Annotated in this window: 10 protein-coding genes, 1 tRNA gene and 2 rRNA genes (1 of these 13 running past the window's edge); 3 read left to right on the top strand and 10 right to left on the bottom strand. The window is 65.8% G+C overall.

All coding sequences use genetic code 11. The features are described 5' to 3' along the window. Window positions 1-2: 2 nt before the first annotated feature. Window positions 3-638, top strand: a complete 636-nt coding sequence (locus ABNQ39_RS11845; protein WP_376957796.1) for a glutathione S-transferase family protein — start codon at window positions 3-5, stop codon at window positions 636-638. A gap of 42 nt (window positions 639-680) precedes the next feature. On the opposite strand, the gene clpB is transcribed toward ABNQ39_RS11845, so the two are convergent. Then, the gene (clpB, locus tag ABNQ39_RS11850) at window positions 681-3,284 is read right to left on the bottom strand and encodes an ATP-dependent chaperone ClpB (RefSeq protein ID WP_376957797.1); all 2,604 of its coding nucleotides are present in this window, start codon (window positions 3,282-3,284) and stop codon (window positions 681-683) included. A gap of 306 nt (window positions 3,285-3,590) precedes the next feature. On the opposite strand from clpB, the gene ABNQ39_RS11855 reads away from it, so the two are divergent. Beyond that, window positions 3,591-4,142 carry an NUDIX domain-containing protein gene (locus ABNQ39_RS11855; protein ID WP_376957798.1) on the top strand — a complete coding sequence of 184 codons (552 nt, stop codon included), beginning with the start codon at window positions 3,591-3,593 and terminating at the stop codon, window positions 4,140-4,142. Window positions 4,143-4,269: 127 nt separating this feature from the next. Beyond that, on the top strand, window positions 4,270-5,034 hold the full coding sequence (locus ABNQ39_RS11860) for an MOSC domain-containing protein (protein ID WP_376957799.1): 765 nt from the start codon (window positions 4,270-4,272) through the stop codon (window positions 5,032-5,034). Window positions 5,035-5,060: 26 nt separating this feature from the next. On the opposite strand, the gene ABNQ39_RS11865 is transcribed toward ABNQ39_RS11860, so the two are convergent. From ABNQ39_RS11865 to ABNQ39_RS11905, 9 genes are all read right to left on the bottom strand, one after another. Beyond that, complete coding sequence (locus ABNQ39_RS11865) at window positions 5,061-5,501, bottom strand: DUF4167 domain-containing protein (RefSeq protein WP_098738803.1); 441 nt, start codon at window positions 5,499-5,501, stop codon at window positions 5,061-5,063. Window positions 5,502-5,784: 283 nt separating this feature from the next. Beyond that, the gene (gene prmC / locus ABNQ39_RS11870; RefSeq protein WP_376957800.1) at window positions 5,785-6,633 is read right to left on the bottom strand and encodes a peptide chain release factor N(5)-glutamine methyltransferase; all 849 of its coding nucleotides are present in this window, start codon (window positions 6,631-6,633) and stop codon (window positions 5,785-5,787) included. 4 nt (window positions 6,634-6,637) lie between these two features. Continuing rightward, window positions 6,638-7,723 (bottom strand): peptide chain release factor 1, encoded by a 1,086-nt coding sequence (gene prfA / locus ABNQ39_RS11875; protein WP_376957801.1) that lies wholly within the window; start codon window positions 7,721-7,723, stop codon window positions 6,638-6,640. Continuing rightward, window positions 7,698-9,029, bottom strand: coding sequence for a glutamyl-tRNA reductase (gene hemA, locus ABNQ39_RS11880; RefSeq protein WP_376957802.1), 1,332 nt, complete (start codon window positions 9,027-9,029; stop codon window positions 7,698-7,700). Before hemA ends, prfA begins: the two co-directional genes overlap by 26 nt. Before the next feature lie 37 nt (window positions 9,030-9,066). Further along, window positions 9,067-10,236 carry a flavodoxin-dependent (E)-4-hydroxy-3-methylbut-2-enyl-diphosphate synthase gene (gene ispG, locus ABNQ39_RS11885; protein ID WP_098738799.1) on the bottom strand — a complete coding sequence of 390 codons (1,170 nt, stop codon included), beginning with the start codon at window positions 10,234-10,236 and terminating at the stop codon, window positions 9,067-9,069. 154 nt (window positions 10,237-10,390) lie between these two features. Next, window positions 10,391-11,647 (bottom strand): helix-turn-helix domain-containing protein, encoded by a 1,257-nt coding sequence (locus ABNQ39_RS11890; RefSeq protein WP_376957803.1) that lies wholly within the window; start codon window positions 11,645-11,647, stop codon window positions 10,391-10,393. Window positions 11,648-11,872: 225 nt separating this feature from the next. After that, window positions 11,873-11,949, bottom strand: a tRNA-Met gene (locus ABNQ39_RS11895). Window positions 11,950-12,031: 82 nt separating this feature from the next. Then, window positions 12,032-12,147 (bottom strand): 5S ribosomal RNA (rrf, locus tag ABNQ39_RS11900). Between the two features lie 146 nt (window positions 12,148-12,293). Continuing rightward, window positions 12,294-14,519, bottom strand: a 23S ribosomal RNA gene (locus ABNQ39_RS11905); it runs 521 nt beyond the window's last position.

Genomic DNA, 14,519 nt, shown 5'->3' on the forward strand with positions numbered 1-14,519 from the left:
CTTTGCGCACGCTTTACGGTATGGTCAGCACGGCCGCGATGGCACCGCACATCCTGCTGCGCGAGATCGGCGAACCTTTCGAATTGCGGCTGCTCGACCGCGACAAGGCGGAGCACAGAAGCGCCGCCTATCTGGCGCTGAACCCGCACGGCCGGGTGCCGACGCTGGTCGACGGCGATCTGGTGCTGTACGAGGCCGCCGCCATCTGCCTGCATTTGGCCGACAGCCATCCGGAGGCAAAACTGGCCCCGGCGGTCGGCACGCCCGAGCGGGCGGAGTTCTACAAATGGCTGGTCTATCTGACCAACAGCGTCCAGGCCGAGATGCTGCTGTACTTCTACCCCGAGCGATACGTCGAGGGCGCGCAAGCGCAGGCCGCCTTCAAGGCGGCGACCGAAACCCGACTGAACGGTCATTTCGACGGGCTTGACCGCGCGCTTGCAGGACGTACGTGGCTGCTGGACAACACGTACAGCGCCGTCGACCCGTACCTGTTCATGCTGTGCCGCTGGACCCGCTTCATGGGTCGCCCGGCACGTACGCTGGACAATCTGGGACCTTACCTCGCCCGCGTTCTGGAGCGTCCGGCTGTGAAGGTCGCATTGGAGGCGGAAGGGTTAGGGGCGCCGTTTTACTGACGAAAAAAGCCCTCTCCCACGGTTGGGAGAGGGCCTTCATCCTTACGCCTTGCGAACCAGCCCGCTCACCGGCTGGCCGTCGATGGTCAGGGAGCCGCCTTCGGCACCGACTGCCACCGTCTGGCCGTCCTTGATGCGACCCTCGAGGATCAGGGTCGCCAGCGGGTTCTGCAACTCGCGCTGGATCACCCGCTTCAGGGGACGGGCACCATAGACCGGGTCATAGCCGGCCTCGGCCAGCCATTCGGTTGCGGCCTCGTCCACCGTCAGCGTGATCTCGCGGTCGGCGAGCATCTTCGTCAGGCGGCCGAGCTGGATCTTGACGATGCCACCCATATGCCGGCGGTCGAGCCGGTGGAACAGCAGGATCTCGTCCAGGCGGTTCAGGAACTCCGGCCGGAAATGGGCGCGGACGGCCTCCATCACCTCGTCGCGCACGGCAGCGCTGTCCTCGCCCTCCGCCTGCTCGGCCAGCGCCTGCGAGCCGAGGTTGGAGGTCATGATGATGACCACGTTGCGGAAATCGACCGTGCGGCCCTGCCCGTCGGTCAACCGGCCGTCGTCCAGCACCTGCAGCAGCACGTTGAAGACGTCGGGGTGGGCCTTCTCCACCTCGTCGAACAGCACGACCTGATAGGGTCGGCGGCGCACCGCCTCCGTCAGCGCCCCGCCCTCCTCATAGCCGACATAGCCCGGAGGCGCGCCGATCATGCGGGCGACGGAGTGCTTCTCCATATATTCCGACATGTCGAGGCGAACCATCGCCGTCTCGTCGTCGAACAGGAACTCGGCCAGCGCCTTGGTCAGTTCGGTCTTGCCGACACCGGTCGGACCGAGGAACAGGAATGAGCCGATGGGACGGTTCGGGTCCTGCAACCCGGCCCGCGCCCGGCGCACCGCGTTGGACACGGCGACGATGGCCTCATCCTGGCCGATGACCCGGCCGCGCAGCTTGTCCTCCATCGCCAGCAGCTTCTCGCGCTCGCCGGCCAGCATCTTGTCGACCGGCACGCCGGTCCAGCGGCTGACCACCGCGGCGATGTCGCTATCGCGCACCTCCTCGTTCAGCATGCGGCTGCTGGCATGCTCCTCGGCATCCTTCAACGCCTTTTCCAGACCGGGAATGACGCCATAGGCCAGTTCGCCCGCGCGACCCCAATTGCCGTCGCGTTGCGCCGTCTCCAGTTCGGTGCGGGCCTTCTCCAGCTCCTCCTTGATCTTCTGCGCGCCCTGCAACTGGTCCTTCTCGGCCTGCCACTTGGCGGTCAGTTCGGCGGAGTCCCGCTCCAGATCGGACAGCTCGCGCTCCAGATTGACCAGACGGTCGCGCGACGCGGAGTCCTGTTCGCGCTTCAGCGCTTCGCGCTCGATCTTCAGCTGGATGATGCGGCGGTCCAGCTCGTCGATGGCCTCGGGCTTGCTGTCCACCGCCATGCGCAGGCGGCTCGCCGCCTCGTCGATCAGGTCGATGGCCTTGTCGGGCAGGAAACGGTCGGTGATGTAGCGGTTGGACAGGGTCGCCGCCGACACGATGGCGCTGTCGGTGATGCGCACGCCATGGTGGACCTCGTAGCGCTCCTTCAGGCCACGCAGAATGGAGATGGTGTCCTCCACCGTCGGCTCCGACACGAAGACCGGCTGGAAGCGCCGGGCCAGCGCCGCGTCCTTCTCGATGTATTTGCGGAACTCGTCCAGCGTGGTGGCGCCGACGCAATGCAGCTCGCCACGCGCCAGCGCCGGCTTCAGCATGTTGGAGGCGTCCATCGCGCCGTCGGACTTGCCGGCACCGACCAGCGTGTGCAGTTCGTCGATGAAGACGACGATCTCGCCGGCCGCCGCCTGGATTTCCGACAGCACGGCCTTCAGCCGCTCCTCGAACTCGCCGCGGTACTTGGCGCCCGCCACCAGCGCGCCGAGGTCGAGCGACAGCAGCTGCTTGTTCTTCAGGCCTTCCGGCACATCACCCTTGACGATGCGCTGGGCCAGCCCCTCGACGATGGCGGTCTTACCGACGCCGGGCTCGCCGATCAGCACGGGATTGTTCTTGGTGCGCCGGGCCAGAACCTGGATGGTGCGGCGGATTTCCTCGTCACGGCCGATGACGGGATCGAGCTTGCCGTCGCGCGCCGCGGCGGTCAGGTCTCGGGCGTACTTCTTCAGTGCGTCATAGCCCTGCTCGGCGCTGGCGCTGTCGGCGGTACGGCCCTTGCGGATGTCGTTGATGGCGGTGTTCAGCGCCTGCGGCGTCACGCCGGCGGACTTCAACGCCTTGCCCGACGGGGTGCCATCGGCCATCGCCAGCGCCAGCAGGATGCGTTCGGCGGTGACAAAGCTGTCGCCGGCCTTCTCGGCGACCTTCTCGGCCTGTTCGAAGACACGGGAGAGTTCGGGCGTCAGGTAGAGCTGACCGGCGCCGCTGCCCTCGACCTTCGGCAGCTTGTCCAGTTCGGCATCGACCGCCGACAGGGCCGCCTTGGGGTCGCCGCCCACCGCGCGGATCAGGTTGGCGGCAAGCCCTTCCTTGTCGTCCAGCAGCGTCTTCAGCAGATGTTCCGGGGTCAGGCGCTGATGCCCACGGCGCACGGCCAGGGTCTGCGCGGCCTGAATGAACCCGCGGCTGCGCTCGGTGTATTGCTCGAAATCCATGATGCTCCCCTTCTCCTGTCGACCGTCCGCGAGGCAGCCCGGTCAACGTGATCCACGCAACTGTGCGATCCGCAAGGATGCTGCCGAAGATGTAGGCAAGGCCGAAGGCCATGCAAGACCATCTGCGTGGAAAGGTTATCGGTGGAGAAACGCGGCCACACCTGCCTCCTCCAGACCGGCTAGGACCGGGAAAAAGAGGTAGCGCGCGACCCGCCGATTGCCCCCTACACCATCCCTCCCGGCCGCGGCTAGACTGCCGTCATCCCGCCTTTCCGCCTTCCAAGGGCCCCCGTTCCGGATTTCATCATGACCGATCTGGCCGCCTCCGGTTCCCCGACCAGCACGACACCGGCATCCGCCGGCCAGCCGATTCCGAGAAGCATGACGGGCCGGCTGCTTCGTCTCGCCTGGAGCCTGCGCGGAGTGTGGCATCGGCTGACTCGGCCGCTGACCATGGGGGTGAGGGCGATCATCCTGGACGAGGCGGACCCGGCATCGCCCGGCGTCCTGCTGATCCGGCACAGCTATGTCGATGGCTGGCATCTGCCGGGCGGCGGTGTCGGGCGGGGAGAGACGCTGGTCGACGCCATGCGGCGCGAGGTGCGGGAGGAGGTGGGGCTGATCGCCGACCGCCCTGCTCAGCCTTTCGCCATCTACGCCCGCTTCCGCAACGGGGCGAGCGACCATGTGGCGGTCTATGTCGTGCGCAGCTGGAGCGGCAGCCCGAAAGCCGACGGTGTTGAGATCGTCGAAACCCGATTCTTCCCGCTCGACCGGCTGCCGACCGACCTGTCGCCGGCCACCGGACGGCGGCTGGAGGAATTTCTTGGCCGCCGGCCCGTCGCCGAACGCTGGTAGCGGCACCAGATTACGGGGTGGAGCGGGCGGTTCGGGCGATCCGGCCTGCCATACCCCAGCCGCAGCGTGAGAAATAGGCACCGCATCGGTTGACAGGGACGCTCCAGCCCTTTCATTGTGCAGTGCAATGAACGCCACACTGACCGTCATCCGCCGCTATCCCGTCAAGGGGATGAGCGGCCAGGACCTTCCCGCCATCGAACTGACCGCCGGTCGGGCGATTCCGCTCGACCGCCGCTACGGGCTGCTGCACGGCCCGGCCGCGCTGGATACCGAGACGGAGGGCTGGCGCCTGCCGTCGGATTTCTTCACGCTGGACCGGACGGAAAAGCTGGCGGTCTTGCAGAGCGAGTTCGACGAGGCGACGCAGGCGCTGATCATCCGCCGCGGCGGCCGGCAGGTGTCGCGCGGCCGGCTGGACCAGCCGATGGGCCGCAACTTGCTGGAACAGTTTTTCGCCGCCTATCTGGCCGGGATCGTCCCCGGCATGCCCCGCCTGATCGAAGCGCAGCAGGGCGGCTTCGGCAACAGCGAGGAACCGTCGGTCACGCTGCTGAACCTCGCCAGCCTGCGCGACCTGGAGGAGCGGATCGCCAAGCAGCCGGTCGATCCCCGCCGCCTGCGCGCCAACCTGCTGGTGGACGGCATCGATCCCTGGGCGGAGCGCGGCTGGGTCGGCAGGACCCTGACCGTCGGTGCGGCAACGCTGGAGGTGGTGGAGGCGCTCGACTGCACGCCCGGGAACGATGTGAACCCGGATACCGGCGTCGCCGACCTCAGCCTGACGAACATCATGGAACGCGGCTATGGCCACAACCAAATGCTGCTGCGCGCCCGGGTGACCGGCGGCGGCCGGATCGCAGTGGGCAACCCGGTCGCGCCGGCCGAATAAACGTCACCTCAGGTAAGCGTCACATATCAGGCGTTCACGGCCGCCCGTTCCTCGCCGTCGGTCTCATCCTCGGCCGGCTGCTCGTCCTCGTCGCCACCATGCGAAGACATCTGCGGCTGGTGGCCGTGGCCATTGCCGGGCTGCCCACCGCGCTGGCGGTTTTCCGATTCCTGGATCTGGTTGATGATGCGGAGGTAATGCTCGGCATGCTGCAGGTAATTTTCCGCCTGCACCCGGTCACCGGACGACATCGCGTCGCGGGCAAGCGCCTGATACTTCTCCTGCACCTGCCACGCATTGCCGCGGATGCGGACGTCGGGGCCGTTGCTGTCGAAGGTCTGGTGGCGCAGCGGAACGTTCTGGCGCCGGCCGGCACTGCCACCCCCGCCGCCGCCACCACCGCCGCTGCCCCCGCCGCCGCTGTTGCCACGACCACGCGAACGCCTGGAGTTCGGTCCCTGTCTCATTCGGCTCTTAAGGCCCCATGCAAGAGAAGCGCAGTCCCCGGAACGCTCCGGCGGCCATCCGGCCTTGCGGCCCGGCCACCGAGCCCGCCATGGACGATTTCCATGGGTCGCTCACGGGGTTCAAACGACGCGTCCGCATCGCGTGCGGCAGGCCATGGCGGTCAGCGCTCGGCAGAAAACCATCCGAGATTCTTGCTCCGCAGGCCTTAGGTTCGCGGTCGTGTACCGCACACTACCCGCCAAAGCCTGCCGATCCAACCGTTTTTTTGGATGGGCAGCCGCCTCACAGGCTCTTCCGAGCCCTGACACAGCGCTTTACCCCACCAAGGTCACACAGGATCGCGGTGTCTCCCAACCCCTGCGCCCCGGCCAGCGTCGCCACGTCTTCCGCCTGGCCCTGCCCGACTTCGAACGCGACCAGTCCGCCGGGGACCAGCAGACGCGGCAATTCGGCGGCGAGGATGCGGTAGGGCTCCAGCCCGTCCGGCCCGCCGTCCAGCGCGCGAAGCGGGTCATGCTCCCGCACCTCCGGCTCCAGCGTGGCAATGTCGGCGCTGGGGATGTAGGGCGGGTTCGACACCACGATGTCGAAACGCTCTTCGATCCCCTTGGCCCAGTCGCCGGTCTGGAAGCGGGCGCGCTTCGCCAGCCCGTTGCGGTCGGCGTTCCCGGCTGCCGCCTCCACCGCCAGCGGGCTCAGATCGACACCGACACCGGTGGCATTCGGCAGCTCCGACAGCAGCGCCAGCAGGATACAACCCGTTCCGGTTCCGAAATCGATCAGGCGCAGCGGAGCCTTCCGGTCGGGAATGGCGGCCAGAACCGCCTCCACCACCGTCTCGGTGTCCGGCCGCGGTTCCAGCGTGTCGGGGTTGAGGGCGAGATCGATGGTCCAGAACTCCCGGTGCCCCAGAATGCGCCCCACCGGCTCCCGCGCCGCACGCCGCTCCACCAACGCCAGGGCATGGGCAGCATCGGCATCGGGGATAAGCCGTTCCGCCTTCGTAATGAAGTCGGTGCGGGTAAGGGTCAGCGTATGTTCCAGCAGATAGCGGGCGTCGAGTTCCGGCGTATCGACGCCGGCCTCGCGCAGCCGCGCCTCGGCCTGGGCACGCAGGGTGCGGAGGTTCATGCGATCACCCCAGCTCCGCCAGCCGGGCGGCCTCGTCCTCGGCAATCAGGGCGTCGACCAGTTCATCCAGTGCCTCCCCGGCCATCACCTTGTCGATCTTGTAGAGCGTCAGGTTGATGCGATGGTCGGTCACCCGCCCCTGGGGGAAATTGTAGGTGCGGATGCGTTCCGAGCGGTCGCCGCTGCCCACCTGGTTCTTGCGGTCGGCGGCGCGGACAGCGTCCTTCTCCGCCCGCTCTCTGTCGTACAGCCGGGCACGCAGCACCTTCAGCGCCTTGGCCTTGTTCTTGTGCTGCGACTTCTCGTCCTGCTGGCTCACCACCAGCCCGGTCGGCAGATGGGTGATGCGCACGGCGCTGTCGGTGGTGTTGACCGACTGGCCGCCGGGACCGGAGGAGCGGAAGACGTCGATCCGCAGATCCTTCTCGTCGATGTGGATGTCCACCTCCTCCGCCTCCGGCAGCACAGCGACGGTGGCGGCCGAGGTGTGGATGCGGCCCTGCGCCTCGGTCGCCGGCACGCGCTGGACGCGGTGGACGCCGGACTCGAATTTCAGCCGGGCGAACACGCCGCGGCCGGTGATATTGGCGGTGGCCTCCTTGTAACCGCCGATGCCGGTCTCGCTGACGTCCATCGCCTCGAAGCGCCAGCCATGCAGGCCGGCATAGCGGCGGTACATCTCGAACAGCTCGGCGGCGAACAGTGCGGCCTCATCGCCGCCGGTCCCGGCCCGCACCTCCAGGATGGCGTTCTTTTCGTCCGCCTCGTCCTTGGGCAGGAGCGAAATCTGCACCTTGCGCTCCAAATCCGGGATGCGCTTGGTCAGGACGTGGAACTCCTCCTCCGCCATCGTCTTCATCTCGGGATCGGCACCGGGATCGCCCATCATCGCCGCGATCATTTCCGCCAGATCGGCGGCCTCGGCGCGGCCCTTCTTCAACTCCGCGATGGCCTCGGCAATCGGGGTGAGGTCGGCATATTCCTTGGACAGCCGGGCGAAGTCGCCAGACTCGACAAGGCCGGCCGCAAGCGTGTCGCGCAGCTCGTCGTACCGGGCCATCACCTTATCGAACTTCTCGTCCAGGCTCACGTCGCTCGTCCTTATCCCGTTCGTTCTCTTCCAATGCGGCAGCGGTCAGCCTATCCAGCCCGAACAGGCGGAACATCAGCCGTTCAGCCGCCGCCCGTTCGGCCAGCCCCTCGCCACTGCCATCGGCAGCGAGCGCCCGCAGCGCCTCCGATGGAGCGTGCAGCAGGCGGTTGACCAGCAGCCGCGTCGCCGACGCCGCATCCAGATCGGCATGCCCGGCCAGCAGGCGCCGCCGCTCCGCTTCGAAATGGCTGCGAAGCGCCGCGACCGCGGGCACCGCGGCGCGTTCCGCACGGTCTCGGGCGAAAGCGGCAACCGCCTCGTCCACGATCATCCAGGCCGCCTGGGTCGTCGCCTCGCGTCCAACCCGGCCCTGCAACGCCGCCCGTTCCAGATCGGCCAGATCATAGACGAAGGCGCCGTCCATACCCGCCACCGCCGGATCGACATCGGCCGGAATGGCGGCATCGACCACGAAGACCGGCCGGCGGCGACGGCGTTTCAACACCGTCTCCATCATCGGAGCGGTCAGGATATAGCGCCCAAGCCCGGCCGCGGTCACCAGGATATCGGCGCCGGTCATCGCCGTCTCCAGATCGGCCCAGGGAGCGAAATGCCCGTCGAGCCGCCGGGCCGCCGCTTCCGCCCGCCGATCCACCGGCGCTGCGACGGTCAGCCGCGGCAGCCCGGCCTCGCGCAGCCCCTCCAGAACCAGGGCGCCCATGTCGCCCATTCCCACCAGCAGAGCGCCGCAGCGCCTGATGTCGCCGTGCAGGTCGCGCGCCACCTGGATGGCTGCCGCGGCCAACGAGGTGGCGCCCTCCGCAATCGGCGTCTCGCTCCGCACCCGCTTGGCAGCTGCATAGGCTGCCTGCAGAACCGCTTCCAGCTCCGGTCCGGTCAGCCCCGCACCGGAAGCGCTGCGGTGGGCCGCCTTCAATTGGCCCAGGATATGGGGTTCGCCGACGATCTGGCTGTCGAGCGAGCAGGCCACCGCGAACAGGTGGCGCACAGCGTCGATGCCGGTGCGGGTGTAGAGCTGCGGCGCCAGATCGGATGTCGACAGGCCGGCGCGGTCGGCCATGACCTCGGCAATCGCCAGGGCCGCCTCGTTCGGGCGTTCATGGACCGCCTGCACCTCCACCCGGTCGCAGGTGCTCAGCCACAGCGCCTGCCCCACCCCCACGGCACGCAGCCGCTCCAGCATTCCCGCCACTTCCGCCTCGTCGGTGGACAGGCGGTCGCGGACGACGCCGGAGCAGGTCCGGTGGCTGGCACCGATGACGAGGTAGGAGGTGGTGGTCACGCCGCGGATCGCTGTCCCTGCCCGAATTCCGGGCAGCTTACTCCGCGGCGGGGGCCACGTCTCGCTTGGTTTCTCGGGTGGTTTCGGCTTCGGCAGCCTCTGCGGCGGCCTTCGCCGCCTCGATCTCCGCCGCCTTCTTCTCGACCAGCCCGACCAGATGCTGGACGATGTCCTGATCCTTCAGCCGGTGGTCGGTAACGCCGGACAGATAAACCTGATGGGTGTTGTTGCCGCCGCCGGTCAGACCGATGTCGGTTTCCCGCGCCTCGCCCGGACCGTTCACGACGCAACCGATCACCGACAGGGTCAGCGGGGTGGTGATGTGGGCCAGCTTCTGCTCCAGCAGTTCCACCGTCTTGATGACGTTGAAGTTCTGCCGGGCGCAGCTGGGGCAGGAAATGACGGTCACGCCGCGCCGGCGCAGCCCCAGCGACTTCAGGATGTCGTATCCGACCAGGACCTCTTCCGCCGGATCGGCCGACAGCGAAACGCGCAGCGTGTCGCCGATGCCCGACCACAGCAGCATGCCCAGCCCGATCGACGATTTCACCGTTCCGGCGCGCAGGCCGCCCGCCTCGGTGATGCCGATGTGCAGAGGATAGTCGCAGGCCTCCGCCAAGCCCTGATAGGCGGCGACGGCCAGGAAGGCATCCGAGGCCTTCACCGAGATCTTGAACTCGCGGAAATCGTTGTCTTCCAGGATCTTCGCGTGGTTCAGCGCGCTTTCGACCATCGCCTCCGGGCAGGGCTCGCCGTATTTCTCCAGCAGGTCCTGTTCCAGCGAGCCGGCATTGACGCCGATGCGCATCGAACAGCCATGATCCTTGGCCGCCTTCACCACCTCGCGCACCCGCTCGGCCGAGCCGATGTTGCCGGGGTTGATCCGCAGGCAGGCGGCACCGCTCTCCGCCGCCTCGATGGCGCGCTTGTAGTGGAAATGGATGTCGGCGACGATTGGTACCTTCACCTGCCGCACGATGTCCTTGAGCGCCAGAGCCGAGTCGCGGTCGGGGCAGGAGACGCGGACGATGTCGGCCCCCACCCGTTCGGCCGCCTGGATCTGCTCCACCGTGGCCTTTACGTCGGTGGTCGGCGTGTTGGTCATGGTCTGGACCGAGATCGGCGCATCACCGCCGACAAGCACGTTGCCGACGCGAATTTGGCGCGATTTGCGGCGAAGGATCTGGCGGTAGGCGCGCACGGTCATCTCAGGTCAGCCTCTGGACAGCAAAACGGAACCGGGTGCCGCATCCTAGCGCAGCCGGCATCAGGCCAGAAGTGCGCTCCGGCGCCCGGGATTCAAGGGTCAGGGTTGGTGGGGCGCCGCCGACGCATGGCTGTGGCCCCTTCACCGGCCGGTTTCAGCGCCGCACGACCCCGTGACCGTCGATGGCGACGTCGCGCAGCACCTGCCCGACGGAGCCCAGTGGCGGGCTTTCACCGCCGTCGGCCATCACCACCAGACCACCGGCGTTGCCGGTGCGGATCTTCACGTTGGGCTTGTCAGGAACGCGGAAGGTATCGCCCGGCTTCAACACGCGGGTGAAGACGATCTCGCTCCCATCACGCACCTGAAGCCAGCTTTCCTGCGTCGCCTTCAGGATCAGCTTCGCATTGGTGTTCAGCGTGCCATAAACCTTGCCGTTGGCCGGAACCGACGCGGCCGGAACCGCGGGCGCAGCCGGAGGGGCCGCCGCGGCGTTCAGCGGAGTCGGATCCTGCGGCGACGCCTCGTCATCGTCCTCGGCCGGCGGCGCCGGTACATTGACGATACTCTGCCCACCCGTCTGGTTGGCAGCGGGCGCGTTGGCCGAGGGAAGCGGCGACTGGGCCGGCGGCAGCCCGGCGGCGGGGGTACCGGCCTGCGGCTTGGCCGTACCACCCTGCGGAGTCGCCGGCGCTGGCGTGGCAGTGGACGCGGCAGTCTGCGGCGGCTTGCCGGCGGTGGACGGCGTTGCGGCCGGTGCCGAAGTGGTGGGTACAGATCCAGCCTGAGTTGGGCTGGCTGGGGCAGTGTTCGCCGGAGATTGAGCTGTGGTCTGGGCCGGCGTCGTGATCGCTGGTGCCGGGACGGCGGGTTCGGCACCGGGCTGGCTGGACGTTGCGGACTGGTCGGCCACCTGTTCGGCCGGCTTGGCCGGCACGCCGTCCAGCAGCGAGACCAGACGGTCCGGCAAAGTCGGAACGAGGTCCGCCACCGACCGGTCGGTCGCCGACAGATAGTACCAGCCGCCATAAACGATGCCAGCCAGCACCAGCGTGCCGAGTAGCAGCGTTCCACCCGATGCCCGCCCTTCGGCGGCCGGAGTCGGCAGATACAGTTCCTGGCGGCGGACGCTGCCGGCCGCCTCCTCCTTGTAGCGGGTGACGACCATGTCCGGGTCGAGACCCAGGCACTCGGCATAGGAGCGCAGGAAACCGATGGCATAGGTGCTGCCCGGCAGCTCCTGATACCGCCCTTCCTCGATCGCCAGTAGGTAAGGATAGCGGATGCGCAGCATCGTCGCGACGTCGCGCAGGTCATAGCCATGCGCCATCCGCGTCGCACGCAGAGTCTCGGAGACGGAGGGACCGGACGGAGCCGGATCGAAATCGTCGAAAACCTTGCGCTTGGCCATGGGCTCGCCATCTGCTCGCAGCTTGTGCACACACTGGAAAAGCATGCGCAGCGGGGGGGATCCGCGTGGATGCAACTTGCGAAATGGGTACGACATGCCGCCCCCACGGCGCAACCGCAATGACCACGGGTCAGGGAACGCGGGTCGTGACAAGTGGGTGCGGGGACTTCAATCCAAACAGCAAGAAGCCCGCCGTGCGTGAGCGCGGCGAGCTTCTTGTTGATTTGGTTGCGGGGGCAGGATTTGAACCTGCGGCCTTCAGGTTATGAGCCTGACGAGCTACCGGGCTGCTCCACCCCGCGGATGTCTCGATGTGGGATGATGGATTTGGTGAAGATGCAAGCATGCGCGCTTTGTGTAAGGAGCGTCTCTTGTGCCTGAGCGACCTGGCGGCGACCTACTCTCCCACGTCTTAAGACGCAGTACCATTGGCGCGGAGGCTTTTCACGGCCGAGTTCGGGATGGGATCGGGTGTTTGACACCTCGCCATGACCACCAGGTCACCGAGGCACAAGACCGACGCTGTTACCGAAAGCGCTGTATGCTTGTTCAGTGCAAGTGAGGAGGATGTATCGAACGGCTGTGCGCTGGTCAAGCACTGCTTTGGAGCAGGCTTGCTGCTGCGCATGGCGCGGTTTGTGGTGTCGAGATCAAGCCGATCGAGCGATTAGTAAGGCTTAGCTTCAGGCATTGCTGCCGGTCCACATGCCTCCTATCGACGTGATGGTCTGTCACGGCTCTCAAGGGAGCTCTGGTTTAGAGGTGGGTTTCCCGCTTAGATGCTTTCAGCGGTTATCCCGTCCATACTTAGCTACCCGGCCATGCCACTGGCGTGACAACCGGTGCACCAGAGGTATGTCCATCCCGGTCCTCTCGTACTAGGGACAAATCCTCGCAAAACTCCGACACCCACGGCAGATAGGGACCGAACTGTCTCACGACGTTCTAAACCCAGCTCACGTACCACTTTAATCGGCGAACAGCCGAACCCTTGGGACCTGCTCCAGCCCCAGGATGTGATGAGCCGACATCGAGGTGCCAAACGACTCCGTCGATATGGACTCTTGGGAGTCATCAGCCTGTTATCCCCGGCGTACCTTTTATCCGTTGAGCGATGGCCCGTCCACGTGGAGCCACCGGATCACTATGGCCGACTTTCGTCTCTGCTCGACTTGTCAGTCTTGCAGTCAGGCGGGCTTATGCCATTGCACTCGTCGAGCGATTTCCGACCGCTCTGAGCCCACCATCGCGCGCCTCCGTTACACTTTGGGAGGCGACCGCCCCAGTCAAACTACCCGCCATGCAGGGTCCCGGACCCGGATAACGGGCCACGGTTAGATGCCAGAGACTTCAAGGGTGGTATTTCAAGGTTGGCTCCACACGAGCTGGCGCCCATGTTTCCAAGCCTCCCACCTATCCTACACATGAAGTCCCTAGCACCACTGCAAAGCTGTAGTAAAGGTGCACGGGGTCTTTCCGTCTGACCGCGGGAACTCCGCATCTTCACGGAGAGTTCAATTTCGCTGAGTTGGTGTTGGAGACAGCGGGGAAGTCGTTACGCCATTCGTGCAGGTCGGAACTTACCCGACAAGGAATTTCGCTACCTTAGGACCGTTATAGTTACGGCCGCCGTTTACCGGGGCTTCAATTCAGAGCTTGCACTCCTCCTCTTAACCTTCCGGCACCGGGCAGGCGTCAGACCCTATACGTCGCCTTGTGTGGCTTCGCAGAGCCCTGTGTTTTTAGTAAACAGTCGCTACCCCCTGGTCTGTGCCCCCCGCCTGGACTTGCGTCCAAACGGGGCCCTCTTCTTCCGAAGTTACGAGGGCAATTTGCCGAGTTCCTTCAACACCATTCTCTCAAGCGCCTGGGTATACTCTACCAGTCCACCTGTGTCGGTTTGGGGTACGGTCTATAAGGCGGGGCTATTTCCTGGAACCGGTCCACAGCACGATCAATCCGATAAGATCGTACACGCTTTCCAATCCGTCACCTCCGCCAGGCCCACGAATATTAACGTGGTTCCCATCGACTACGCCTTTCGGCCTCGCCTTAGGGGCCGGCTCACCCTGCGTGGATTAACCTTGCGCAGGAACCCTTGGACTTTCGGCGACAGTGTTTCTCACACTGTTTGTCGCTACTCATGTCAGCATTCTCACTTCCGATACCTCCAGGCGGCCTCACGGACACCCTTCGCAGGCTTACGGAACGCTCCGCTACCACGTGATCTGAAAGATCACATCCGCAGCTTCGGTACACGGCTTGAGCCCCGATACATTTTCGGCGCAGGCCGGCTTAACTAGACCAGTGAGCTATTACGCTTTCTTTAAAGGATGGCTGCTTCTAAGCCAACCTCCTGGTTGTCATGGCCTTCCCACATCCTTTCCCACTTAGCCGTGATTTGGGGACCTTAGCTGGCGGTCTGGGCTGTTTCCCTCTCGACGATGGACCTTAGCACCCACCGTCTGTCTGCCGGACTGCACTCTGCGGTATTCGGAGTTTGGTTAGGTTTGGTAAGGCTCGCGCCCCCCTAGCCCATCCAGTGCTCTACCCCCGCAGGTGATATCCGACGCGCTACCTAAATAGCTTTCGCGGAGAACCAGCTATTTCCTGATTTGATTGGCCTTTCACCCCTAGCCACAGGTCATCTCCGACTTTTTCAACAGGCGTGAGTTCGGTCCTCCAGTGCGTGTTACCGCACCTTCAACCTGCCCATGGCTAGATCATCAGGTTTCGGGTCTAAAGCATGCAACTCGGTCGCCCTATTCAGACTCGCTTTCGCTGCGCCTCCACCTACCGGCTTAAGCTCGCTGCATACTCTAAGTCGCTGACCCATTATACAAAAGGTACGCCGTCACCCCGCAAGGAGGCT

It is taken from the genome of Azospirillum sp. A26, from assembly GCF_042604635.1.
GTDB classification, from domain to species: domain Bacteria; phylum Pseudomonadota; class Alphaproteobacteria; order Azospirillales; family Azospirillaceae; genus Azospirillum; species Azospirillum palustre.

Coding starts and splice junctions, on each gene's coding strand:
- clpB (WP_376957797.1), bottom strand. CDS start 3,284: ATGGATTTCGAGCAATACACCGAGCGCAGCCGCGGGTTCATTCAGGCC.
- ABNQ39_RS11855 (WP_376957798.1), top strand. CDS start 3,591: ATGACCGATCTGGCCGCCTCCGGTTCCCCGACCAGCACGACACCGGCA.
- ABNQ39_RS11860 (WP_376957799.1), top strand. CDS start 4,270: ATGAACGCCACACTGACCGTCATCCGCCGCTATCCCGTCAAGGGGATG.
- ABNQ39_RS11865 (WP_098738803.1), bottom strand. CDS start 5,501: ATGAGACAGGGACCGAACTCCAGGCGTTCGCGTGGTCGTGGCAACAGC.
- prmC (WP_376957800.1), bottom strand. CDS start 6,633: ATGAACCTCCGCACCCTGCGTGCCCAGGCCGAGGCGCGGCTGCGCGAG.
- ispG (WP_098738799.1), bottom strand. CDS start 10,236: ATGACCGTGCGCGCCTACCGCCAGATCCTTCGCCGCAAATCGCGCCAA.
- ABNQ39_RS11890 (WP_376957803.1), bottom strand. CDS start 11,647: ATGGCCAAGCGCAAGGTTTTCGACGATTTCGATCCGGCTCCGTCCGGT.